General features: G+C 45.5%; 22 protein-coding genes. 17 read left to right on the forward strand and 5 right to left on the reverse strand.

What is annotated here, in order from left to right; genetic code table 11:
- The first annotated feature begins 43 nt into the window (after positions 1-43).
- The 7 genes from MKY22_RS03945 to mscL all read left to right on the forward strand — a co-directional run bounded on the left by MKY22_RS03945 (position 44) and on the right by mscL (position 6,814).
- Positions 44-346: a MerR family transcriptional regulator gene (locus MKY22_RS03945; RefSeq protein WP_023467353.1), complete on the forward strand. Its 303-nt coding sequence runs from the start codon at positions 44-46 to the stop codon at positions 344-346.
- A 143-nt stretch (positions 347-489) separates the two neighbouring features.
- The gene (hemE, locus tag MKY22_RS03950) at positions 490-1,536 is read left to right on the forward strand and encodes a uroporphyrinogen decarboxylase (RefSeq protein WP_341086810.1); all 1,047 of its coding nucleotides are present in this window, start codon (positions 490-492) and stop codon (positions 1,534-1,536) included.
- The gene (gene hemH, locus MKY22_RS03955) at positions 1,533-2,465 is read left to right on the forward strand and encodes a ferrochelatase (protein WP_064300380.1); all 933 of its coding nucleotides are present in this window, start codon (positions 1,533-1,535) and stop codon (positions 2,463-2,465) included. The genes hemE and hemH overlap by 4 nt, the downstream gene beginning before the upstream one ends.
- The gene (gene hemG, locus MKY22_RS03960; protein WP_290715886.1) at positions 2,455-3,864 is read left to right on the forward strand and encodes a protoporphyrinogen oxidase; all 1,410 of its coding nucleotides are present in this window, start codon (positions 2,455-2,457) and stop codon (positions 3,862-3,864) included. Before hemH ends, hemG begins: the two co-directional genes overlap by 11 nt.
- Positions 3,865-4,000: 136 nt before the next feature.
- Entirely contained in the window at positions 4,001-5,452 is a 1,452-nt protein-coding gene (gene cls, locus MKY22_RS03965) for a cardiolipin synthase (protein WP_214747398.1), read from the forward strand.
- 75 nt (positions 5,453-5,527) lie between these two features.
- Positions 5,528-6,409: a Cof-type HAD-IIB family hydrolase gene (locus MKY22_RS03970; protein ID WP_214747401.1), complete on the forward strand. Its 882-nt coding sequence runs from the start codon at positions 5,528-5,530 to the stop codon at positions 6,407-6,409.
- 12 nt (positions 6,410-6,421) lie between these two features.
- The gene (gene mscL / locus MKY22_RS03975; protein ID WP_035409394.1) at positions 6,422-6,814 is read left to right on the forward strand and encodes a large-conductance mechanosensitive channel protein MscL; all 393 of its coding nucleotides are present in this window, start codon (positions 6,422-6,424) and stop codon (positions 6,812-6,814) included.
- A gap of 51 nt (positions 6,815-6,865) precedes the next feature.
- Here the strand turns inward: mscL and MKY22_RS03980 are convergent, their stop codons facing one another.
- Complete coding sequence (locus tag MKY22_RS03980) at positions 6,866-9,028, reverse strand: ATP-dependent helicase (RefSeq protein ID WP_341086818.1); 2,163 nt, start codon at positions 9,026-9,028, stop codon at positions 6,866-6,868.
- Between the two features lie 246 nt (positions 9,029-9,274).
- On the opposite strand from MKY22_RS03980, the gene MKY22_RS03985 reads away from it, so the two are divergent.
- Positions 9,275-9,772 (forward strand): GNAT family N-acetyltransferase, encoded by a 498-nt coding sequence (locus MKY22_RS03985; RefSeq protein WP_341086819.1) that lies wholly within the window; start codon positions 9,275-9,277, stop codon positions 9,770-9,772.
- A 50-nt stretch (positions 9,773-9,822) separates the two neighbouring features.
- On the opposite strand, the gene MKY22_RS03990 is transcribed toward MKY22_RS03985, so the two are convergent.
- The 3 genes from MKY22_RS03990 to MKY22_RS04000 all read right to left on the reverse strand — a co-directional run bounded on the left by MKY22_RS03990 (position 9,823) and on the right by MKY22_RS04000 (position 13,455).
- Positions 9,823-11,289: a glycoside hydrolase family 32 protein gene (locus MKY22_RS03990; protein WP_341086820.1), complete on the reverse strand. Its 1,467-nt coding sequence runs from the start codon at positions 11,287-11,289 to the stop codon at positions 9,823-9,825.
- Between the two features lie 86 nt (positions 11,290-11,375).
- Positions 11,376-12,959, reverse strand: a complete 1,584-nt coding sequence (locus tag MKY22_RS03995) for a sensor domain-containing diguanylate cyclase (RefSeq protein ID WP_341086821.1) — start codon at positions 12,957-12,959, stop codon at positions 11,376-11,378.
- Between the two features lie 25 nt (positions 12,960-12,984).
- Positions 12,985-13,455, reverse strand: a complete 471-nt coding sequence (locus MKY22_RS04000) for a GNAT family N-acetyltransferase (protein WP_290779696.1) — start codon at positions 13,453-13,455, stop codon at positions 12,985-12,987.
- Positions 13,456-13,612: 157 nt separating this feature from the next.
- Between MKY22_RS04000 and MKY22_RS04005 the strand changes: the two genes are divergently transcribed.
- Both MKY22_RS04005 and MKY22_RS04010 read left to right on the forward strand, forming a co-directional pair.
- Positions 13,613-14,530 carry an ABC transporter ATP-binding protein gene (locus MKY22_RS04005; protein WP_290779699.1) on the forward strand — a complete coding sequence of 306 codons (918 nt, stop codon included), beginning with the start codon at positions 13,613-13,615 and terminating at the stop codon, positions 14,528-14,530.
- A complete protein-coding gene (locus tag MKY22_RS04010; protein ID WP_341086822.1) occupies positions 14,508-15,251 on the forward strand; it encodes an ABC transporter permease in 744 nt (247 codons plus the stop codon). The genes MKY22_RS04005 and MKY22_RS04010 overlap by 23 nt, the downstream gene beginning before the upstream one ends.
- A gap of 59 nt (positions 15,252-15,310) precedes the next feature.
- On the opposite strand, the gene MKY22_RS04015 is transcribed toward MKY22_RS04010, so the two are convergent.
- On the reverse strand, positions 15,311-15,952 hold the full coding sequence (locus MKY22_RS04015) for a YczE/YyaS/YitT family protein (RefSeq protein WP_029340953.1): 642 nt from the start codon (positions 15,950-15,952) through the stop codon (positions 15,311-15,313).
- Positions 15,953-16,122: 170 nt separating this feature from the next.
- On the opposite strand from MKY22_RS04015, the gene MKY22_RS04020 reads away from it, so the two are divergent.
- The 7 genes from MKY22_RS04020 (at position 16,123) to MKY22_RS04050 (ending at position 23,810) form a co-directional block, all read left to right on the forward strand.
- Positions 16,123-16,686, forward strand: a complete 564-nt coding sequence (locus MKY22_RS04020) for a glycerol-3-phosphate responsive antiterminator (RefSeq protein ID WP_214728716.1) — start codon at positions 16,123-16,125, stop codon at positions 16,684-16,686.
- A 195-nt stretch (positions 16,687-16,881) separates the two neighbouring features.
- Entirely contained in the window at positions 16,882-17,706 is an 825-nt protein-coding gene (locus MKY22_RS04025) for an MIP/aquaporin family protein (protein WP_029340954.1), read from the forward strand.
- A 30-nt stretch (positions 17,707-17,736) separates the two neighbouring features.
- A complete protein-coding gene (gene glpK / locus MKY22_RS04030; RefSeq protein WP_341086825.1) occupies positions 17,737-19,227 on the forward strand; it encodes a glycerol kinase GlpK in 1,491 nt (496 codons plus the stop codon).
- Positions 19,228-19,360: 133 nt separating this feature from the next.
- Positions 19,361-21,016, forward strand: a complete 1,656-nt coding sequence (locus MKY22_RS04035) for a glycerol-3-phosphate dehydrogenase/oxidase (protein ID WP_341086827.1) — start codon at positions 19,361-19,363, stop codon at positions 21,014-21,016.
- Positions 21,017-21,162: 146 nt separating this feature from the next.
- Positions 21,163-21,843 (forward strand): DsbA family oxidoreductase, encoded by a 681-nt coding sequence (locus MKY22_RS04040; RefSeq protein WP_341086830.1) that lies wholly within the window; start codon positions 21,163-21,165, stop codon positions 21,841-21,843.
- 39 nt (positions 21,844-21,882) lie between these two features.
- Positions 21,883-22,872, forward strand: a complete 990-nt coding sequence (locus tag MKY22_RS04045; RefSeq protein WP_214856732.1) for a lipoate--protein ligase — start codon at positions 21,883-21,885, stop codon at positions 22,870-22,872.
- Positions 22,873-22,922: 50 nt separating this feature from the next.
- On the forward strand, positions 22,923-23,810 hold the full coding sequence (locus tag MKY22_RS04050; protein WP_035409372.1) for a glucose 1-dehydrogenase: 888 nt from the start codon (positions 22,923-22,925) through the stop codon (positions 23,808-23,810).
- Positions 23,811-23,885 lie beyond the last annotated feature (75 nt).

Below are 23,885 nucleotides of genomic sequence, written 5' to 3' on the forward strand. Positions count from 1 at the left end.
CAGAAAATCTGACATGGTATTTTTGTGGAAAGGAGTGACGAAGATGAACTACCGTGAGAAAAAGGTGATGTCGATTGGAATCGTCTGTGAGTTGACCGGATTATCGGAACGTCAGATTCGTTACTATGAAGAACGAAAATTAATCTTTCCAGAACGGACGAACGGAAAGACACGAAAATATTCATTTACGGATGTCGAGCGACTTGTCGAAGTCGCGGAAAAAATTGAAGATGGCTGGCGGACACATGAAATACGTGAAAAAGAACGGAAGGTAACGGAACAGCAACGTTCTGACTTGATCCGTGGTCAATTAAACGCTGCATTCGGTCTTTACAAGAAACAGTGAACATTTCATGAACTGGTAACAGAACTGTCATTTTGTAAACGATTTATTGGCACAGACTTCTTAATTTCAGATATAATGTTTCTGTGTTCACAAACTTATCGTACGTTTTTTTGGGGCGTTAGAACGAGTATAAAGGGGTAGTTATGATGAAGAAATTCAATGATACGTTTTTGCGGGCGATCCGTGGCGAGCAAATTGATCACGTTCCCGTCTGGTACATGCGACAAGCAGGTCGTTATCAAGCGGAATATCGTGAAATCAAGAAGACACGGACGCTTTTCGAGATCACACATGACTCGGAACTAGGCGCATATGTGACAGAACTACCTGTAAAACAATTAGGGGTCGATGCAGCGATTCTGTATAAAGACATCATGACGCCACTTCCATCGATGGGCGTTGACGTCGAAATCAAGAGTGGTATCGGTCCAGTCATCGCGAACCCGATCCGCACGATGGCAGATGTTGAAGCATTACAACCATTTAACCGTGAAGATATTCCATATATCTATGAAACGATTCGTTTGTTACGGGAACGACTCGAAGTACCGTTGATTGGTTTTTCCGGGGCACCATTCACGCTTGCGAGCTATATGATTGAAGGTGGTCCTTCGAAGGGATACCATAAAACGAAAGCATTGATGTATGGACAACCTGAGGTATGGCATGCCTTAATGGAGAAACTAGGTGACATGGTCATCGATTACATCAAATCACAAGTGGATGCAGGAATCCAAGCGTTCCAAATCTTTGATTCATGGGTCGGAACGACGAGCCGGAAAGATTATGTCCGTTACATCAAGCCAACGATGGAACGCATTTTCACAGAATTAAAAGATACAGGCGTGCCGATGATCATGTTCGGTGTAGGAGCGAGTCACTTGGCAGAGGAATGGCACAGTTTACCGTTAGACGTCGTCGGACTTGATTGGCGTTTGTCGATTGACGAAGCACGTGAGCGTGGACTGACGAAACCTGTCCAAGGAAACCTCGACCCGTCTTATCTGTTAGCACCATGGGAAATCCTTGAAGCAAAAACGAAGGAAATTCTCGATATGGGAATGAAGCAACCAGGATTTATCTTTAACCTCGGTCACGGCATCTTCCCGGAAGTCGATCCAGAAGTATTGAAACGTTTGACTGCATTTATCCATGATTATTCGAAAGAAAAAATGGAGGTAGGAAAATGAAGACGTTAGGACTACTTGTTATGGCGTACGGTACGCCATATAAACCAGAAGATATCGAGCGTTATTATACGCACATTCGTCGCGGACGCAAACCGTCTCCAGAAGCATTGGCAGAGTTAACGGAACGTTACGAAGCCATCGGTGGTGTCTCACCACTCGCACAAGTCACGATTGATCAGGCTGAAGAGCTACACCGTCAACTGTCTGAGAAATATGCTGGTGAAATCGAGTTCAAACTCTATCTTGGTCTGAAACACATCGAGCCATTCGTTGAGGATGCTGTCGAGCAAATGGCAAAAGACGGCATTACGGAAGCAGTCACAGTCGTTTTAGCACCACACTATTCGACGTTCAGTATCCGTTCATATAACGGTCGTGCGAAGGAAGTCGCGGACCAACACGGTATCCGTCTCGCATCCGTCGAATCGTGGTACAAAGAAGAAGCGTTTCTCGATTGGTGGGGTAAAGAAATTCGCAAGACGTTCGACGCTTTACCAGTATCTGAAGAGAAAGCCGTTCTCGTCGTTTCAGCACACAGTCTACCTGAAAAAATCATTGCAAACGGTGATCCATACCCAGAGCAATTGAAGGAAACAGCTGAATTGATCGCGCAACGTGCTGGTGTACCGCATATGATCACAGGCTGGCAATCGGCTGGACAAACGCCAGAACCATGGCTTGGACCAGATGTTCAGGATTTGACACGTGACGTCTACGAAGAAAAAGGATACGAAGCATTCGTCTACGTACCCGTTGGTTTCGTTGCCGATCACCTAGAAGTATTGTTCGATAATGATTACGAGTGTAAAGTCGTCTGCGACGAACTCGGAATTCATTATGCGCGACCTGTCATGCCAAACGCGGATCCAGCTTTCATGAAAGCTGTCACGGAAGCCGTCGCGAAACAGGTGGGTAGTTATGTCCAGTAAACGTCTCGTCATCGTGGGCGGTGGTATATCAGGACTTGCAGCCGCCTATTATGCAGAGAAGCAGTTTCCAGAGATGAACATCACGTTACTCGAGGCAGAGGGTCGTCTCGGTGGTAAGGTGGCGACATATCGGGACGAAGGATTGACGATCGAGCGGGGACCGGATTCATACGTCGCACGGAAACACGTGTTGACGGATCTCATCGAAGAGATTGGATTAGGGGAGCAACTCGTTCGCAATAACACGTCGCAAGCGTATATCTTGGATGCGCGCGGTCTCCACCCGATTCCAAAAGGTGCCGTCATGGGCATCCCGACCGATTTAGAGTTATTCGCAGAGACGTCTCTACTGACGGAAGAAGAAAAGGCAGAGGTGACAGAACGCTTGCTTCACCCTGCTCCTGATTTGACGATTCCGGAAACAGACATTCCATTAGGGGAATACCTGCGTCCGCGTCTTGGAGATGCGCTCGTCGAGAAGTTGATCGAACCGCTTCTTTCAGGCATCTATGCGGGTGATATCGACCGGATGAGTACGTTTGCGACCTACCCGCAATTCGTTGCGAATGAGCAAAAGGCTGGAAGCTTGTTCGAAGGGATGCGCCTCATGCGTCCGCTTGATCAACAACAAGGTCCGACGCTCAAAGCGACAGGTCAATTCCTATCACTTGCTACTGGACTCGAGTCTCTCGTCGAGCGTTTAGAAGAGGTGCTCGAACGGACAGAGATTCGTCTTGAGACACCGCTTCGCTCCATTGAACGGGAAGAAGACGGGCGATATCGTCTCGAAACGGATCATGGTCCAGAATATGCCGATGATATTTTGTTGACGATTCCGCATCGCCAAGTCGTGTCCCTGTTACCAGATGCGACGCTTCCAGGGCTTGCGAACCTTTCAACACACTCGACGGCGACGGTCACGTTGATTTTCGATAAGGAAACTGCGTTACCGATTGATGGAACGGGATTCATCGTCAACCGTCGGGCGCCGTATTCAATTACAGCATGCACGGCGATTGATCAAAAGTGGAATCATGCAGCACCGAATCATACCGTGCTTCGTGCCTTCATCGGACGCCCCGGAAAAGATGCACTCGTTCGTGAATCAGACGAAGTGATTGAACGCGTCGTCTTAGAAGATCTTGAAAACATCTGTGATCGTCCCTTGCAACCGGAACGTGTCGTCATCAGTCGTCTCTTAGACGGCTTACCGGCCTATACGGTAGGACATGCACAGCGGATTCAAGAAGTGCGAGAAATCGTCGCTTCTCATTATCCGCACATTCATTTAGCCGGACTCGCCTATGATGGTGTTGGATTGCCAGACTGTGTAGCAGGTGTCAAAGCGACGCTTGAACAAATGGCGTTACAACAACTGGAACCATGCAAAGAATCATGACACACTTAAACCTTTTTGAAGCTAGCAGTGCTTCAAAAAGGTTTTTTTGTCTTCAGAAGAATGACACGGAAGGAAACGGGAATAAGAGACTGAGGAATCAAAATTGAAGAATACCGTTGAAGCGGGAGGGAATCGTATGGTGGAAGTATGGAGTACGTTCACGATCATCATCGTCTACGGATTGCTTATCATGAATATCTTGGCTGTCCTGACGGTTATTTTTCTCGAGCGGCGCGATATTGGTGCGACGTGGGCATGGGTATTCATCTTGTATTTCGTTCCGCTCGTTGGATTTCTCGTCTATCTGTTTTTCGGAAGATTGTTGAAAAAAACGAATTTTTATCGTGTCACGGATGAAGAACAACTGGAACAGGATAGACGGATCGCCTTACAGAAAAAAGAACTTGTAACGATGGGACGGCACCCGATGATTCAAAAGCATCGTGATATGATTCGGATGAACCTGATGTCGAACGGTTCCCTGCTCAGTCTCTCGAATCAACTGCAGATTCTTTCGGATGGCGAGCAGAAGTTCAATCGGATGATTCAAGATATCCGCCAGGCAGAGCATGAAGTGAATATCCAATATTACATCATTCAGAAAGATCGTCTCGGGTTAGCATTGATCGATACATTGACCGATTGTGCCCGTCGTGGAATCAAAGTACGTCTATTGTATGATGCTGTCGGATCACGAAGTCTCAAACGGACGGATTTTAAGGATTTACTCGCACACGGAGGAGAAGTGTTTGCCTTTTTCCCGTCGACGATTGGATTCGTTAATTTTCGATTGAACAACCGCAATCACCGTAAATCCTGTATCATTGACGGTCGAATCGGCTATATTGGTGGCTTCAACGTTGGTACGGAATATCTCGGTATCGATGAAAAGTTCGGCTACTGGCGGGATACACATTTTCGCTTGGAAGGTGACGTCGTTCATGATCAACTCGACCGCTTTATTCTCGACTGGAACCAAGCAAGTGACGTCTATACGGAAAAATCTTTGTTTTACTATGGAACGCATAGGATTCAGGATATATTACCGATGCAAATCGTCACATCGGGTCCGGATTCCCGTTCAGAGTATTTGAAGCTTGCCTTAATCAAGATGATCAACGAAGCAAAACGGACGATTTATATCCAATCGCCTTATTTCATTCCAGACACGAGTTATTTAGATGCATGTAAGGCAGCCCTTCTGTCCGGAGTGGAAGTACGCATTATGATTCCGAACAAACCGGACCATCCATTTGTTTACTGGGCAACGACTGCTGCTGTAGGGGAACTGCTATCTTACGGAGCTAAAATCTACACGTATGAACCTGGATTTTTGCATGCGAAGACAATCGTCGTCGATGGAGAAATTGCTTCGGTCGGAACAACGAATATCGATGCGCGAAGTTTTCGTTTAAACTTCGAAATGAATACAATCGTTTATGACCAGGCAGTAGCGATTGAACTAGAACGGCTCTTCTTAGCCGATTGTGAGGTATCAAAGCTCATGACGGTCGAGTCGTATGTTGCGCGTTCAAGAATGATCAAATTCAAGGAAAGTATTTCGCGTTTGTTGTCACCGATTTTGTAAACCGTGTTTACGACCAGTCAAAATGTGAAAAATGGTATAGTAGTATGGAAATAGAAAAAGAGGAGAGTGAAGACGATGGCAAATCCAATCAAATTACTCGTATCAGACATGGATGGTACCGTTCTTTCGGGCAAACAACGAATAGAGCCGGAGACGATTCAGGCAATTGAAGCAGCACGCGAACAAGGTGTCGAGTTTGCAATTGCAACAGGACGTAATTACTTAAATGCTAAAGAATTGACGGATGCCGCAGGAATCCACTGTCCAATCATTGCTTCAAACGGGGCACGTGTGATGACCGTCGATGGAGAAGAGTTGAGTGCGACGACTCTGACGACAGAACAAGCACAGCAAATTTACGGCATCATTAGCCAGTACGAAGTCTTCTTCGAGATGTTCTGTGATCAAGGACTCGTGACAGCGCAAGGAGCGACGATTGATGCAGCCTACGATTCGTTAAAAGAATTAAGTGAAGAAAGTGATCGGGCAAAACAAGTGCTTGATTTCTTCCACGATCGCTATTATGTCCACGAAGACGTCAAGATGATTGATGGATTCCGGTCATACATTCGTAATCAAGCGGGAAAAGTATTCAAGTTCATTTCGTTCTCATTTGATCAAGAATTGATGAAAACAATCTGGCAGGAAATCGAGCAGAAAGTCGAGGGTGTCTATGTCACGTCGTCAGGACACGATAACATCGAAGTCATGGCAGTCGGTGCCGATAAAGGAACGGCAGTTAAAATCCTCGCGGACCACCTTGGTGTGCCGATCGAACAAGTCGCTGTCATCGGTGATAATCTGAACGATCTTCCCATGTTTAAGGTTGCTGGAAAGGCGATTGCGATGGGGAATGGTCATGATGAAGCAAAAGCGATTGCGCATCATGTGACGAAAATAAACGATGAGCACGGCGTCGGATATGCGATTCAGCAACTGGCGTCCCGTGCTTGGTAAGGGGGACGTTTCATGTTTAAGGCATTTAAGGAGTTTGCTTTTCGAGGCAATGTGATCGATTTAGCGGTCGGAGTCATTCTCGGTGCTGCGTTCAGCGGGATTATCAAATCACTCGTCGACAGCGTCTTCATGCCGTTGATCGGTATCATCATCGGTGGTATTGATGTCAAAGGATTATCAATCATGGTCGGAAATGCAAAATTACAGTACGGTCAGTTCCTTCAGGCGAGTATCGAATTCTTATTGATTGCCTTTGCTTTGTTCATCTTCGTCAAAGGAATCACTTCGTTCCGGAAGAAGGAAGAAGTCGTCGAAGAAGAAGCGGTACCAACGACAGAAGAAAAACTATTGACAGAAATCAGAGATGCCTTGATTCGTCAAAATGAGTCATCACCTAAAAACTGATATATACCAAAAGCCTGTCTCACATATTTATGTGAAACAGGCTTTTTTGGCTCATAAAATTTCGAGTAATGCATTTTCGGAGCAGACTTGTAACGAAAGCTGTTTTTTCATTCCTTGATCAAATGAAATTTCTAGCACGTCGTCAACCATGTGCAAAACGGTTCCGGGACCAAATGCTGTATGCGATACACGCATGTTCTCAGTGATCGGAAGTGGAGGAACTTTCGCTCGCGCTGCAATGGCAGGACGTTGGCGTTCTATTTTTCGTTTTGCGGAATCCGGTGTAACAAGACGATGAACGTCTTCGACGAATGGTGAGACATCGAACGATTTCGATTTAAAACGATAAGACAGGAGATGCAGTTCGTGTCGTGCCCGTGTCATCCCGACGTAAAACAAGCGTGCTGCTTCTTCCATATCATCGAGTTGTCCATTCTTGTACGCCTTGATCGTGTCAGCCGATGGAAGAATACCAGCAACGAGATCAATCATAAAGACGCGATCAAATTCAAGCCCCTTTGCACTGTGAAAGGTCGAAAGGGTGACCGCATTTTGATTTTTGTTTTGTTTCGCATCACGCATCAACTGTTCGAGATGCGCGATCCGCTCACGAAAGGCGAGTAACGTCGGTACATCACTTGCGATGTTATCGATCGTATTTAATGTCTCAAGCAGGTGATCGAGACTAAAACCGAGACTCTCACTCATTTTCCGCAAATTCTTTTCGTAGCCCAGTTCATGACGAATCAATGAGAGGGCAGCAGACGGTCGAACGGTCTGAATGGAAGCGAACGTGCGCTTCATTTGTTGAAGTTGTTTCTTTTGATAAAACTTCATCTCGATTTTGTTTATGAGTAGATCAAATACAGATTCACCCGTGCCGAACTGTTGCAATTGAGAAAGTTGCGCTTTTGAAATGTACCCGGCGAATTTCGTATGAATAGTTGCTAACACATCGATATCTGTCGGATCTTGTGCGAATGTCATGAAGTTTAAGATATCCTTCAAAATCCAATGACTGAAGAATTTATGATCGACATCCTTAATATAAAACGGAATATTTGCTTGATCCAACGCATTCATGACGTTGATCGAAGAAGCATTGTTGCGATATAAGATGGCCACTTCGCGGTAATTCGTCTCTGTCCGTAGTTGATTCAACAGATAGCGGGTCTGATCCTCGTAAGTTGGTAACGTCTCTAAGATGATCGGACGAACAGCAGCGTTCTCCGTGAACATCTGTTTCGGATAGCGTGCTTTATTGCGCTGAATGAATTGGTTCGCGACGGATACGATGTCTTGAGACGAACGATAATTTTGTTCCATGTAAAGAATCGTCGCATTCGGATACGTATCTTTGAAGTGCAAAATTTTAGAAGCGTCCGCGCCACGCCAGCTGTATAGCGTCTGATCATCGTCTGCAACGACACAGAGTCGGTTATGCGGTAAGGCTAACTTTTCGACCAATTGATGTTGAACGAGTGACGTATCCTGGCTCTCATCCGTTAGGATATAGTCAAAGCGACGCTGATAATGTTGCAACAGACGACGGTCTTGCTCCAAAATCGTATTCGCATACGTCAACATATCATCAAAGTCGAGTAACGGATGTAAGGGATCACGCGACTTGAATTGTTCATACGCGACATAGATATCAGGGAAATGTTTGATCGTCGTCGGTACTGCCTTGATTTCCTTTAAAGAAAGAAGACGGTTCTTGACGAAGGAAATCATTCGTAATAACTCATCCATCTGGTCGTCGGTAATGACACTCCGATTAATTTCCTGGAAAATACGCCGGAGTAACATACGTTTATGTGGCGCATTCGGATGTTGTTGATCCATTGGTCCCTCAATGATCGTATAGGAGAGACGTTGCTGGGATGTATGATCCCGAACGACTTGAAAAGCAAAGCTATGAATCGTCGAGAATGCCGCTGTCGTTCCAATTAATTCGTGAAATAGATGATAAAAACGATCCGCCATCTCGCGAGCTGCTGCCTTACTGAAGGTCAGCCCTAAAATACGATGTGGTTCGATCTTTTTTTGTAAAATCAAATAGGCAATCTTAAAATTAAGCGTCGTTGTTTTTCCAGAGCCGGGTGAGGCGAGTAACAGCAACGGACCATGGTCATGTTCGATTGCCTGTTGTTGGACAGGATTCAGTTGAATACCGGTCAATCGCTCCATCTGTTCGAAAAAATCTTCATGCATGATACAGTTCACCTCGAGCGTATTTATTTCTCGTCCAATAATCGAACTTTCCCTAGTGTATCATTTTTAGTGTCAGGATTGGATTACGGAAAGAAGAACCGTGGAATAAAGAGACAAGAGCCTATTGGATGTTATGTAAGACGAGTACCCTAAAAGACTAGGCAAATGGATAAAAAAACATTAAAATGGGAATAGATGTAAGAGAGTACTCTCTTGTCCTGTACAAAGAGGGAAGGCGGAATGAGAATGTCTGTAGTGAAATTACACATGTATACGAATGAACATTATGAACAATGTGATGCGTTCATTCTTCCGGAAGAACAAGTCCAGTTTACTTCTTTTCCGACGGATGTCGTCACAGATGCAGTTGCCCATCCAGATAAATTCCCGGTTGTCATCAAAAAAGACGAGCTCGTCGTCGGATTTTTTATTCTTCATCTTAACCCCCCTAAAACACATCGAACACATGAACAAAGTGTCCTATTACGTGCCTTTTCCATTGATGCACGCCATCAGCACCAAGGATATGCGAAAGAGGCAATGATGCAGTTGCCAGAGTTCGTGCATCATCATTTTCCAGAAGTCACAGCGATTACACTAGCGGTCAATAAAAAGAATATTGCTGCAAAATCATTGTATTTCAAGACGGGATACGTCGATACGTTACAGTCCGTCATGGGTCCGATTGGGGAGCAACACATCCTTGCATTTGATTTAGAAAAAGAACTGCGATTGAAGCATTGAATTAAAAAAGCATTTTCCTGATTCTATTCAGGAAAATGCTTTTTGTTCATTTAAGATAAATCAAAAATGGATAGATGGGCAGTCGCTTCACCAGAGAAGGCGATCCCACGACTGGATGCTTTCGGGAAGATGCGTCCAGATGCAACGGCTTCTCCATCGTTCAGGAAAAGTTCAAATGAAGAACGATCTACGAACAAACGTAATGTATGCAAGTCTTTTGTAAGGACAGTCGACCGCGATGTACCAAATGTTTCAGCAGGTACTTCCGCACCTGAACGGCTTCGATCGATCGTAAATTGACGTGATACAGCATCGTAGTGGAATACCGTCTCTTCTGTAGCGTCTTGACGAATCGAGAAGCGGAACGAGTCGGACGACAGCTTCAAGTCTGTCATCATGAGTTCGAAAATCTCGGCTTCCGCAATCGTCACATCTTGCTCGAAAAGAATCGTTTCGTCAAACAGTGTCTCTTTTCGTAGCTGTGTCAGTTCACGGACAGGTCGTTGACGAAGTTGTCCCTGTTCGATCGTTAATTCACGTGGCAATGTCAAAGCATGTGCCCAGTTATAGATGTCAGAAGGATAACTAATATCCGGTAACCCCATCCAACCAACAAGAATCCGTCGACCATCTGCCGCTTCAGTTGTTTGTGGCGCGTAGAAGTCAAATCCGAAATCGAGTTCTTGGAACGATTCGTGTGTGAATGTTAAGTCGGGTAAAGCTAACGGTTCACCGATGAAATAACCGGACTGGAAGATATTTTGATAGTTCGTACCATCCGGTTCGATCCCTTGAGGACTAAAGAGGAAAACACCTTTTCCATCGAGTTCAAAATAATCAGGACATTCCCACATATAACCGAATGTTGGATTGTTCGTCTGTAATTCACCGAGGAATGTCCAGTGCTCTGCATCTTGAGACTGATAGATGACAGTACAACCCGTCAAGTCAATGCGCTGTGCACCAATGATGCAGTACCAGGTACCCGATGCATCTTGGAAGACTTTCGGATCACGGAAATGTTCCGTATATCCTTCAGGAACGTTTGGGATAGCAGGTGGTAAATGTTTTTCGATTCGTCCGTCGGAGCGAAGATGTCCGACGATTTGACTCGTATGGCGATTCCAATCGGCATCCCGTTTATTGCCAGTATACATGATGTGCACTTGATCATCTTTAATGAAGCCACTACCGGAATAAGCACCATGCGAATCGGGATCGTCATTCGGAATCAAGGCAGCTCCTTCATCGAACCAATGTACCAGATCTTTTGATGTCATGTGATACCAGTACTTCAGCCCATGAACAGGTCCGAGGGGGAACCATTGATAGAATAAATGATAGAGACCGTCGTGATAGACGAAACCGTTCGGATCATTCAAGAGTCCAGTTGGTGGTTGAATATGATAGGAAAATCGCCAAGGAGATGTTCGAACTTCTTCCTTCATCGCTTGGTAGACGCTCGGATCGACATCCGAGAGGGGACGATATCGTGCTTCACGTGTCCATTGATTCATGCTGACAGCTCCTTGTTGAAAATTTATACGCTTCTCGTTCACCTTACGGAGGAGAGCTGCGCTTGTCAATCCTTCGTCCTGAATGGTCAATGAACGGACATACATCCTCTGCCGTTTTGCTTCGAACGATAGAGCGCTAAATCAGCGCGATGCATGACTTGTTCGAGTGATTCTCCTGTCACCTGTTCGGCGAGCCCAATACTCATCCCGATATGGACGGTTTGTTCTTCTAAGTGATACGGCATCGAGACGTGAGCAATCCATTGTTCACCTAAGTATCGTGCTTCTGTTAAGGATTGAGTGGTCAAGACGATGATGAACTCATCGCCGCCCAGACGAGCCACGAATCCACCCGGTGGAAGCAATTGTTCGAGACGTTGACTGACCTCAATCAGCAAGAGATCACCTAGGGCGTGACCATACGTATCATTGACTGCTTTAAAGCCGTCTAAATCAAGGCAAAGATAGATAGAACGTGTTTCTACAGGCAATTGTTCGATGTATTGAGCGAGACCGTTTCGGTTCGCGAGACCGGTCAGGCTATCGCGTTGTGATAAGCGTTCGAACGTCAATTTCTCTTGTTCGGTATGTAGCAAGCGATGAATCAATTGCTGTAAGGCATCCGTCAGTGTCTCGATTTCTCGGATTCCACGATGATTCGGAAGTGATTTTGATGGATCATCCTGCATCTGTTGGGCGGCATGTGTGATTTTTAATAATGGTCGTGTCAATAACTTCGCTAACATCCATCCGAGTACGGCTGTGATGAAAGAGGCAATCAATCCGGATATGAAAATCGTTTGACGTAAAGCGTCGGCATCAGCGAAGGCAATCGAAGTCGGTTGACGCACGAGAACCGTCCACCCGAGTCCGTCGTAGTCCTTATAACCGCGACTCGTACTTTGACTAGAGACGAATTCTTTCCCTTGCCAGGAAGCGGTCGCAGAAGCATTCGACATCAACGTTACGCTATCGGGTAATGTTTTACCGCTCCATCCGTTTGGTCCAAGCAAAATCGTCTTTCGATCTTGACTAACGATGAACACATCGACTTGTTGGAGAGAGGAAGTAGCACTCTGAAAGCTTTGTTCGATCGCTTTTGCCCATTCGAAACTGAGATGTGTTGCGAGGACACCAGAAAATCGACCCTGATCATATAAAGGTGTACTAATATCGACGAATTGGAGTGGCTCACCGCTTGGGTTCGGCAATAATTTTGCGAGTAGGACAGCTTCATGGACATCCCCGATGAATGGTTGTGATAAGGCTTGTTGGAAGACAGGGCGTTCCTTGATCGACGTTCCTTCAAGAATCTGGTTCGTTGACGCAACGACTTTACCTTCCGCATCTAAGCGACCAATCCAAGAAAAGTCAGGAATCTGTCGTTGTAACTCTTCGAGTGTCTGCCGTGTTTCTGCTTTTTGTTCTGTTTGTTGGATTGTTGATAAGGAACCTAGCAATTTTACTTCGGCATAACGTGACCACATGTAATGATCAAGCTTATCAGATAGTTGGTGAGCGGTCGTTGACAGATTCATCCCGACTTCCGATTGGAGTCGGTTTGTTGCATGTTGACTAATGAAGAAAGTTAATCCGAGCGTCATGCTAAAAAATAGCAGGGAAATCAATCCTGCCAATAAAACATCAAAGCGAAGTGAGGGTCTGGACATTGTGTGATACTCCATTCATGCGTTTTCATTTGTTTTTACTTACATCATACACGTAGACGTCTACGAGTTGTTCACGATTCGAGAGACTCGTTCGCACGTAGTGGAAATCGTGTTTTTCCCAAAAGCGTAGGGCCCTTAAATTATCAGGTAAGACTGCGAGATGAATGTAAGATTCCTGACTTAGGAATTGATCACAAAAAGCGGATAGTAACCGACTGCTAGTTCCCGTTCCGTGCTGAGAAGCATCCAATAAGAATAGACCGATCCAAGGTGTACCGTCTTTCGGGTGCTTCGGTAGGTAGTCAATCAGTAAGACAGGTTCTCCGTCCACATACCCAATCAGCGATACGGTATCTGGATTTAAATACTCTTCCTGTAAGGTCGAATCAGAGAGTGGAAGCACTCGTTCTTCTAAGAGCGCATATTCAGGAACGCTCGCATACAACGATTGAATGATCGGAAAATGTTCGCGTGTCACTTCTTTAAAAATAATCATCTAGCGGCTCCATTCTTTAGTTATTTTTCGCACGGAACTAATCGTATTGAGGAGTTTCATTTGGAATCAGATTACATATTTGTAAGGAATGGAACTTTTCCTTTAAAATCACGTACACTAATAGCATAGACAAAATATGAATGAGGAGGAAGAGCAGATGTTAAAGATTGAAAATATCTCAAAGCGTCTCGGGAAAGAGCAAATTTTAAAAGACGTCAGTTTTGAGGTATCGCCAGGAGAAGTGTTCGGCTTCCTCGGACCGAACGGAGCAGGGAAAACGACGACGATTCGCATCATCACGGGACTACTCGAGCAGGATGCAGGGAAAGTCACGGTCAATGGATTTGATGTCGTAGAAGAGCGTTCGAAAGCGTTGACGCAAATCGGAGCAATCGTTGAGAATCCGGCGTTTTATCCTTATCTGACAGGAAAACAAAACTTGGTTCATGCAAAAAACCTCATTCCGGGACTCGGTCAAGTTGATTATGATGCACTAGCACGACTCGTTGGTCTTGAAGGAAAGCTTTCAAAAAAAGTCGGAGAGTACTCACTCGGAATGAAGCAACGACTCGGAATTGCTCGTGCCTTGCTACATAACCCGCGCGTCTTGATTTTAGATGAACCAACGAATGGTCTGGATCCATCCGGGATTGCGGAGCTTCGTGAATATTTACGTCAAATGGCGCGTGAGCAAGATATCGCGATTTTAATTTCAAGCCATATGTTGAGTGAGATGGAACAAATCAGTGATCGTTACGCGATCATCGATCAGGGTGTCATCAAGTCGGTCGAGTCCGTTCGTAATGAAACCGGAGCGAAAATCGCTCTTCGTGTTAATGCAGAAGCAATGACAGATGTACTGGATGCCCTTCGCGTCGCAAACTACCCATCAGAAGTACTCGAGAATAAAATCATTATCACCGCACCGGAAAATGAGTGTCCAGCTATCGCGCGACTCGTCGTACCGATTGCCGATTTACATGAATTGACCGTCAAACGCTTGACGCTCGAGGAACAATTCCTGCAAGTAACGAAAAAAGAGGGGGATTCACATGTTTTCGCTCATACAAAATGAATGGATGAAATGGTGGACGACTAAAAAAGCGAAGATCGTTTTAGCGCTATATGTCGTTATTGCAGTTGGTATTATCATCATTGCAAAGACGAATGATTTTGAGTTCACACGTTATGATTATTATTCATTAACATTCCTGTTGTTGACTTCCTTGTTAGGTATCATCACGATCGTCTTCACGGCAGAAGCCATCGGGAATGAAGTACGTTATGACACGATGAAACACTTATTAATGAGTCCGTATTCCAGAATGACGATTTACTTCTCGAAATTGATCTTCTCGATTTTGATCATGTTATTTCAATTCGTGTTCATCGCTGCGATCGTCTACGCAGGCTCATTTGCGTTTTCAGAAGCAGGAGATCCAATTCTGTTCCGAGATACGATCGTCGAAGTTGTCAGTCCGATCTTTACGATATTCATGACGTTATTCTTCTCATTGTTATTCCGTTCTGTCGGAATGATCATCGGCTTCACCGTACTGGCTCAGTTCTTTACGAGCATTGCGGGTAACTTACTGATTGGCTTCAAGCCAGCAATCGCTAAGTGGATCATATTCATGCATTTAGACTGGTCAATGTATTTCAAGGATTCTATGACCTATGGTACGAGTGAAGCGATGGGAACATCTTTGACATTCTCCGTCTTGTTCGTATTGGCACACATCATCGTCTTGTTAGGTGCATCGATTCTTGTCTTCCAAAGAAAATCATATACGTAAATGAAAGAGCTCCTGCTGATAGATAAATTCGTCTATCAGCAGAAGCTCTTTTTCAGTATTCAAGAACTTGTTCGTTTAGGCGGACGTGCTGTAATCGGGAACAATTGCTGGAACCATTCGATTAGTGGACCGTTCAATAAGAGGAAAATGAAAGTTCCGACTCCGATGCCGATCAGTTCGCGTTCAATTAGTGAAAAGAGGCAAGCAATCACAAAAGGAATGCCGAGGCTGATCGTTGCTCCGAGCGATGTACTTTTAAAACGACTGATGAGTGACTTCATCAAGTAATCCGGTGGCATCAATACGAATCCGATTTGGAGATAGAGGGCGAGTCCAAGTGAAATCAACGGCATGCCGATCAACATGTACACGGCGCGCATCCACAATCCTTGTGGTGTATAAATCAATTGATGGATCGATAAGAAGAAATCAATCGCGGCGCCGAAAAGGACGACGAGTGCAAAACTAAGGACGATCGTCCACCAACTGAAGCGGCTTCCGAGAAAGAGTGTTGCAATCAAGGCGAGTACATGTAGGACGATGATCGCTAGTCCAACGGTTAACGGTGAGATTGCCGCGACGGCTTCACTCGCTGAAGTCCAAGGTGCACTCCCGATCGAGGCGGTCACCATGAAGCTGTTTCCTAAGGCGTTAATTAAAATAGAAAATAAATAGATGACAATCCGTTTTTGCTGACTCATTGACGTGCACAGACGGTAGGACTGCGCGTTCACCTCCTGAAAATAAATCGTTTCGTTAAGCTATACCCTAATCGTAGCGCTCTTTTCACTTATTTTCATGAAAAGAGCATTGCCTATTCCTTATGTTTCACGACATACTTAGGACACATTACGAATCAGGGGGAGAACGTATGACATATTTTGGACAGAAGATCCTGCCTTCCGTTAGAAAATTAGAAGACTTTGAAAAGATGCTGAAGAGTCCATATGAATATGGGGTCTTACTCGAAATGCACGTATCGCGTTTAAAAGCAGTCTACGAGATGGCGCATCGTTACGACAAAAAAATGTTTTTGCACATGGATCTCGTTCAAGGATTAAAAAATGATGAATACGCAACGGAATACGTCTGCCAAGAATTGAAACCGTATGGTGTCATTTCGACGAAGGCAAGCGTCATCTTGAAAGCACGTCAAAAAAAGGTCAAGACGATGCAACGCATGTTCTTACTCGATTCGAGTTCACTCGAAAAGAGTTATCAACTTATGGAACGGACGCAACCTGATTACATCGAAGTGTTACCAGGGTTAATGCCAAAGTACATTCAAGAAGTGAAAGAAAAGACGGGACGTCTCATTTTTGCAGGAGGACTCATCGATACGGTCGAGGAAGTTGAACAAGCGATTGAAGCAGGTGCCTCAAGTATCACGACATCGAATAAGGATTTGTGGCGTCATTTTGAACCACGCTCCTAATCGGGGTGTGAGGAAAATCATTCGGATTATTTGACAGCGTTTTCACTGGTTGTTATAGTGATATCAAGTTGATACAAAGTGACGGAGAAAAGGGAGATTCACGTGTGAGTCCTGCTTGAAGAAAATTCAAGCATGAACTGACGTGGATCTCCTTTTTATGTTGCTTTTTTCACATAACAAAAAGGAGGAATACACATGTCACCCTTACTAGCGGAATTTTTAGGTACAGCCTTGCTTGTCGCGCTTGGAAACGGTGTTGGTGCAGGCGTTAGTTTGACGAAATCGTTTGCGAAGGATGCAGGCTGGATCGTCATCACGTTTGCCTGGGGTTTTGCTGTGGCGATTGCAGCGTATGCCGTCGGTCAATTCAGTGGAGCACACCTTAATCCAGCAGTAACGCTTGGTTTAGCCTTTGACGGTTCATTTGCATGGGCGGACGTACCAGGCTATATCGTCGCTCAAATTGCCGGCGGGATACTTGGTGCAAGTCTTGTTTTCGTTCATTACTTACCACACTGGGCGGAGACGAAAGACCCAGCAACGAAACTCGGCGTCTTTGCGACGTCACCAGCGATTCCACATACATTTGCCAATCTAATGAGTGAAATGATTGCGACATTCTTACTTGTCATCGGGTTGTTATCGATCGGAGCGAATAAGTTCTCAGATGGTTTAAATCCATTGATCGTCGGTTTCTTGATCGTCAGCCTCGGTATGTCATTCGGAGGCACGACAGGATATGCGATGAATCCGGCGCGGGACCTTGGTCCACGTATCGCTCACTTCATCTTACCGATTCATGGAAAAGGATCTTCGAACTGGGGATACTCATGGATTCCGGTTCTCGGACCAGTTCTCGGTGGAAGTCTTGGCGGATTGTTTTATCGTTCGGTCTTCACAGGAAAAGATACACCGGCTTTTTGGGTTGTAGGACTTGTGACAATCGTCATATTAGGCTTATGCTATAGATTCGGTGTTCGTCCGAACAAAACAACGTCAGTGGAGTCAAAGTCAGCTTAACTTATTTAGATACAAAAGGATGGGGAAGAGATGGAGAACTACATTTTGTCATTGGATCAGGGAACGACGAGTACACGTGCGATCCTGTTTAATCGTGCCGGCGAGATCGTCCATTCAGCACAACAGGAATTCACGCAGTATTTTCCGAAACCAGGTTGGGTCGAACACAACGCAAACGAGATTTGGGGAAGTGTCCTTGCTGTCGTGGCGACTTGTCTGACGGAGGCGAACGTAAAGCCATCGCAGATTGCTGGTATTGGAATCACGAACCAACGTGAAACAGCTGTCGTCTGGGAAAAAGAAACAGGGAAACCGATTCACAATGCAGTCGTGTGGCAATCGAGACAAACGGCTGAAATCTGTGAAGCGCTTCGAGCAGCCGGTCATGCCGAGCTCTTCCGTGAGAAGACAGGTCTATTGATTGACGCTTATTTCTCTGGTACGAAAGTCAAATGGATTTTAGATCATGTCGAAGGAGCACGGGAACGTGCTGAACGTGGTGAACTATTGTTCGGTACGATCGATACGTGGCTCATCTGGAAATTATCCGGCGGAAAAGCACATGTGACCGACTATTCGAATGCAAGTCGTACGTTGATGTATAACATTCATGAATTAAAATGGGATGACGAGTTACTCGGCATCTTAGATGTCCCGAAAGCGATGCTTCCAGAAGTACGACCATCTTCTGAAGTGTACGCAGAGACAGCAGGGTATCACTTCTTCGGAGAATCAGTTCCGATTGCTGGAGCAGCGGGCGATCAGCAAGCCGCCTTGTTTGGTCAAGCGTGTTTTGACACAGGAATGGCAAAGAACACATACGGTACAGGCTGCTTCATGTTGATGAACACAGGCGAAGAGGCTGTGAAATCAGATCACGGATTGCTGACGACGATCGCGTGGGGCGTCGATGGAAAAGTCGAATATGCTTTAGAAGGAAGTATCTTCGTCGCAGGATCTGCGATTCAATGGTTACGTGACGGCTTACGTCTCATTGATGATGCCAAAGAATCAGAAGGATACGCAACACGCGTCACGTCTTCAGACGGTGTCTACGTTGTACCAGCATTCGTTGGTCTTGGAACGCCTTACTGGGAATCAGACGTTCGAGGTGCGGTCTTCGGTTTGACACGGGGTACGGAAAAAGAACACTTCATCCGCGCGACACTAGAATCACTCGCTTATCAGACACGCGATGTTTTATCTGCGATGGAACAAGATTCAGGCATCGAGATGAAGACACTTCGTGTCGATGGTGGAGCGGTTAAAAACAACTTCTTGATGCAGTTCCAGGGCGATATCATCCAAGCACCGGTCGAACGTCCGGAAATCAATGAGACGACGGCATTAGGTGCAGCCTACTTGGCAGGTCTTGCTGTCGGATTCTTTGAAAACCGTGAACAAATTGCTACGCAATGGAAAAAAGAACGTCGCTTCGAGCCAAGCATGGCAAAAGAAGAGACGGATGCGCTCTACGGTGGATGGCAAAAAGCTGTTCAAGCTACGATGTTGTTCAAATGATGTGATGTATGTTATAGTAAGGTCAAGTTAATAAATCGGTCGGAGAATATGGAGAGACCACAGCAGCAGTTGACATAGTCAGCGTGTTTGTTGTGGTCTCTTTTTTTTCGAACCTAAACAGGAGGAACTATTCATGGCTAACCAACCATTTTCAAGCAAAAACCGTGCAGATGTCTATAATCGATTAACACGTGAAGAACTCGATCTACTCGTCGTAGGTGGCGGTATCACAGGTGCGGGGATCGCCCTCGATGCAGCGTCACGCGGTATGAAGATTGGCCTCGTCGAAATGCAGGATTTCGCGTCCGGTACGTCTAGTCGTTCAACGAAATTAGTCCATGGTGGTCTACGTTATTTAAAACAATTCGAAGTTCAGATGGTCGCGGAAGTCGGTAAAGAACGTGCGATCGTTTACGAAAACGGACCACACGTCACGACACCAGAGTGGATGTTGCTTCCGATGCATAAAGGCGGTACGTTCGGACCGTTCAGTACGTCAATCGGTCTTCGTGTTTATGACTTCTTAGCAGGTGTTAAACGTTCGGAATGGCGGACGATGTTATCTGCGAAAGAGACATTGGCAAAAGAACCACTCGTCAAACAACAAGGTCTTAAAGGTGGCGGTTACTACGTTGAGTACCGTACAGATGACGCCCGTCTAACAATCGAAGTCATGAAAGAAGCGGTTGAACACGGTGCACGCGTCGTCAATTATACAAAAGCGGAAGAAATCATCTACGATGCTGGAAAAGTCGTCGGCATGCGTGTGACGGACCTCTTGACAGGTGACGTACATGAAATCCGTGCGAAAAAAGTCGTCAACGCGACAGGTCCATGGGTTGATGAATTACGTGAAAAAGATGGCTCTAAAGTCGGGAAACAACTTCGTTTGACAAAAGGTGTCCACGTCGTCATCGATCAATCGAAATTCCCACTCAAACAAGCGGTCTACTTCGATACACCAGACGGTCGGATGATCTTCGCGATTCCACGTGATGGAAAAGCGTACGTTGGTACGACAGATACGTTCTTCGATAAAGATACTGCACATCCGAAGTTCACAGTCGAAGACCAAGACTACGTCCTAGACGCGATTCACTACATGTTCCCAGAGGTTAAAGTGACAGCAGAAGACGTTGAATCAAGCTGGGCTGGTGTACGTCCATTGATTTATGAAGAAGGAAAAGATCCTTCTGAAATCTCTCGTAAAGATGAAGTATGGCAGTCTGAGTCAGGTCTCATTACGATTGCGGGTGGGAAATTGACTGGATACCGTAAAATGGGTGAGCACGTCGTTGATCTCGTCGCTAAACTCTTGAAAAAAGAAGAAAACGTCGCGTACGCACGTTGCTCGACGAAAAACATGCCAATGTCTGGTGGACACGTCGGCGGAGCAAAAGGATTTGCTGAATTCCTAAAAGCTCAAACAGCAACGAACGGTCTAACGACAGAAGAAGTTCAATTCCTAGCAAAACGCTACGGTTCGAACTTACCGAAAGTACTGGAATATGCAGCAGCATTCGATGCAGCAACGACAGCTCTTCCACGTTCTGTCTATGCACAACTCCACTACAGCATCGAACATGAAATGGTCGCTCGTCCGATCGACTTCTTCATCCGTCGTACAGGTGCTGTCTTCTTTGACATCGCGTGGGCTCGTGCTCATAAAGATGCCGTCATCGAAGAAATGAAAACTGTCTTGAACTGGACAGCAGAACAAACAGATGCTTATACGAAAGAACTCGATATCGAAATCGAAGATGCAGCACACGCGCTTGTAACAGAATAAGCGATGAACGCACTAAAGAACCAAGATCAAAACGATCTTGGTTCTTTTTTTGAACATATTTGAATCGACCTGGGCGGAAAGATTGCAACTCTGTCTAGAGGCGACTATGCTTAATGTATGAAACTGCACAAAAGGAGAGAACACTGATGAAAGTAGAAGTATGGTCGGATTATGCATGTCCGTTTTGTTATATTGGGAAGCGTCGTTTAGAACAAGCAATTGCGAACGAAAAGTTGGATATTGAGGTCGAATTCAAAAGCTTTGAACTTGACCCAGATGCACCAGCAGTGCCGACGCAAGGGTTATACGAAATTCTTGCTTCGAAATATGGGACGACTCTCGAACAAGCACGGAATATGTCGCAAGGTGTCGTTGATACGGCACGTCAGGAAGGCTTGCACTACGAGATGGATCGTGTCATCCCAGCCAATACATTCGAGGCTCATCGCCTGACTCAATTTGCAAAAAAACATGGTAAGATGAATGCAGTATCGGAAGCTTTGTTCACAGCTTATTTCATGAATGGAGAAGATTTGAATGACCCAACCATTCTGACGCGGATCGCAGTAGAAGCAGGACTTGCTGAAGCAGATGTCACAGCGTTTCTCGCATCAAAAGAACTGGCGACAGATGTTCGAGAAGAAGAGGCGATGGCACAACAACTTGGTGTTCGTGGTGTACCGTTCTTCGTCTTCGACCGAAAATATGCTATTTCCGGCGCACAACCAGTAGAAGCATTCGAACAAGTCTTCGCGAAGATCCGCCAGGAACAAACACTTGAAATCATCGCTGAAGGTGATGCGTGTGGTGTCGACGGCTGTAACTGATCACATTATGATTCCATCACAAAGGAGCACGAAACCCTTATGAAATTCATCTTCCATCCTGAGATTCGCGACGCGCGAATCAATCTCGCTGTCGAAGAATTCATCTTGAACAACCTGAACGTCAATGAAGAAGACTATTTCTTGTTTTATATCAACGGTCCATCCATCATCGTCGGAAAAAACCAGAACACGAATGAAGAAGTTAATTTGAAGTATGTCGAGGAAAACGGCATCCACGTCGTCCGTCGTCTTTCCGGCGGTGGCGCTGTGTATCATGACGAAGGAAACTTGAACTTCAGTTTCTTGACGAAAGATGACGGTGATTCGTTCAACAACTATAAAAAGTTCACGGAGCCGGTCGTGCAAGCGCTGCATAAACTCGGTGTCGAAGCGGAGTTATCTGGACGAAACGATATTCATGTCGGAAGCCGGAAAATCAGCGGGAATGCCCAGTTCACGACAAAAGGACGGATGTTTAGTCATGGTACGCTGATGCTCGATTCGAACATCGAAGAAGTCGTCAATGCGCTTGTCGTCAGTGAAGAGAAGATGCGTTCCAAAGGCATTAAATCGGTTCGGAGCCGTGTCGCGAACATCTCGGAATTCCTGACAGAACCGTTGACGATGGAACAATTCGTCGATCATCTCCTTGCCTCGATCTATGAAGGGAAAGAGATTGAACGGTATATCTTAACTGAAGAAGACTGGGATAAAGTACGTGCCATCTCGGCAGAACGTTATGGCAACTGGGAATGGAATTTCGGAAAATCACCGAAATTCGATGTTATTCAAAAAAAACGTTTCCCGATTGGAACGATTGACTTCCGATTGAATGTCAAAAAAGGCATCATTGAAGAAGCGAAGATTTACGGTGACTTCTTTGGCGTCGAGGACGCGGAAGAAATCGCACGGGCGCTTGAAGGTACACGTTATGATCGCGCGTCTCTTCGCGAAGTGCTCGGTCGGTACGAATTGAAAAAATATTTCGGCGCCGTCGAACTTGATGAGGTGCTAGACGTTTTAGCGTAAGTCTTTATGGGAAAACTCCTTCTATCAACAGCATAGGGGGAGTTTTTTTCATGGGCTATAATAAAGATAACTTTTTAGAAGGTTCGTTGACGGACTTTATCGATTTTGAACAGATTTCAAAACAATTACCGAAGACGGAGGACGAACAACCGTTACCTTATTATGAGCGTGATGATTATAAGGCAGCAGGTAAGCTTGAAGGAAAGGTCGCAATCGTCACAGGCGGCAATTCTGGAATCGGTCGTGCTGTCTCGATTGCTTATGTCCGTGAAGGGGCAAAGGTTGTCATTGCTTTCTATGGCGATCAAGAGGGAGCAGAAGAAACGAAAGCGCGTCTTGAAGAATTAGGAGGCGAAGTCCTACTTTCTAAAGGAGATATTGGGGACGCAGACTACTGTGAAACACTTGTTCAAAAAACGATCGACCATTTCGGTCGCTTAGATATCGTCGTCAACAATGCAAGTATGCAAAAACCAGAAGATAGTCTGAAGGATATCACGGATGAGTCGATGGAGAAGACGTTTAAGACAAATATCTTCGGAATGATGCGCCTTGCCCGTGCTGCTTTACCGCACCTTTCACTTGGTTCTGCCATCATCAATACGACATCTTCGACAGCATACGAGGGGAACGCATTATTGATCGACTACTCCGCTACTAAAGGAGCAATCGTTAGCTTCACGCGGAGTCTTTCAATGAATCTGGCAAAAGAGGGCATTCGTGTCAACGCCGTCGCGCCTGGTCCGATTTGGACACCACTCATCACGGAGACGTTCCCGGATGAATCAGTCAAGACGTTCGGTAAGAATACACCGATGGATCGTCCAGGGCAACCGGCCGAGATGGCATCTGCTTATGTCTTCCTCGCCTGTAACGATTCAAGTTATATGACAGGACAGGTCCTTCACTTAAATGGTGGTGTCATCGTTAACGGTTAAAAAGAAACTCGGTGAAAACGTTTCCAAAAAGTGTTACACTATCCATACGGTCGCTTTTGACTACGTATGGATTTT

This window comes from Exiguobacterium sp. FSL W8-0210, from assembly GCF_038006045.1.
Taxonomy (GTDB): domain Bacteria; phylum Bacillota; class Bacilli; order Exiguobacteriales; family Exiguobacteriaceae; genus Exiguobacterium_A.

Coding starts and splice junctions, on each gene's coding strand:
- MKY22_RS03945 (WP_023467353.1), top strand. CDS start 44: ATGAACTACCGTGAGAAAAAGGTGATGTCGATTGGAATCGTCTGTGAG.
- hemE (WP_341086810.1), top strand. CDS start 490: ATGATGAAGAAATTCAATGATACGTTTTTGCGGGCGATCCGTGGCGAG.
- hemH (WP_064300380.1), top strand. CDS start 1,533: ATGAAGACGTTAGGACTACTTGTTATGGCGTACGGTACGCCATATAAA.
- hemG (WP_290715886.1), top strand. CDS start 2,455: ATGTCCAGTAAACGTCTCGTCATCGTGGGCGGTGGTATATCAGGACTT.
- cls (WP_214747398.1), top strand. CDS start 4,001: ATGGTGGAAGTATGGAGTACGTTCACGATCATCATCGTCTACGGATTG.
- MKY22_RS03970 (WP_214747401.1), top strand. CDS start 5,528: ATGGCAAATCCAATCAAATTACTCGTATCAGACATGGATGGTACCGTT.
- mscL (WP_035409394.1), top strand. CDS start 6,422: ATGTTTAAGGCATTTAAGGAGTTTGCTTTTCGAGGCAATGTGATCGAT.
- MKY22_RS03980 (WP_341086818.1), bottom strand. CDS start 9,028: ATGCATGAAGATTTTTTCGAACAGATGGAGCGATTGACCGGTATTCAA.
- MKY22_RS03985 (WP_341086819.1), top strand. CDS start 9,275: ATGTCTGTAGTGAAATTACACATGTATACGAATGAACATTATGAACAA.
- MKY22_RS03990 (WP_341086820.1), bottom strand. CDS start 11,289: ATGAATCAATGGACACGTGAAGCACGATATCGTCCCCTCTCGGATGTC.
- MKY22_RS03995 (WP_341086821.1), bottom strand. CDS start 12,959: ATGTCCAGACCCTCACTTCGCTTTGATGTTTTATTGGCAGGATTGATT.
- MKY22_RS04000 (WP_290779696.1), bottom strand. CDS start 13,455: ATGATTATTTTTAAAGAAGTGACACGCGAACATTTTCCGATCATTCAA.
- MKY22_RS04005 (WP_290779699.1), top strand. CDS start 13,613: ATGTTAAAGATTGAAAATATCTCAAAGCGTCTCGGGAAAGAGCAAATT.
- MKY22_RS04010 (WP_341086822.1), top strand. CDS start 14,508: ATGTTTTCGCTCATACAAAATGAATGGATGAAATGGTGGACGACTAAA.
- MKY22_RS04015 (WP_029340953.1), bottom strand. CDS start 15,952: ATGAGTCAGCAAAAACGGATTGTCATCTATTTATTTTCTATTTTAATT.
- MKY22_RS04020 (WP_214728716.1), top strand. CDS start 16,123: ATGACATATTTTGGACAGAAGATCCTGCCTTCCGTTAGAAAATTAGAA.
- MKY22_RS04025 (WP_029340954.1), top strand. CDS start 16,882: ATGTCACCCTTACTAGCGGAATTTTTAGGTACAGCCTTGCTTGTCGCG.
- glpK (WP_341086825.1), top strand. CDS start 17,737: ATGGAGAACTACATTTTGTCATTGGATCAGGGAACGACGAGTACACGT.
- MKY22_RS04035 (WP_341086827.1), top strand. CDS start 19,361: ATGGCTAACCAACCATTTTCAAGCAAAAACCGTGCAGATGTCTATAAT.
- MKY22_RS04040 (WP_341086830.1), top strand. CDS start 21,163: ATGAAAGTAGAAGTATGGTCGGATTATGCATGTCCGTTTTGTTATATT.
- MKY22_RS04045 (WP_214856732.1), top strand. CDS start 21,883: ATGAAATTCATCTTCCATCCTGAGATTCGCGACGCGCGAATCAATCTC.
- MKY22_RS04050 (WP_035409372.1), top strand. CDS start 22,923: ATGGGCTATAATAAAGATAACTTTTTAGAAGGTTCGTTGACGGACTTT.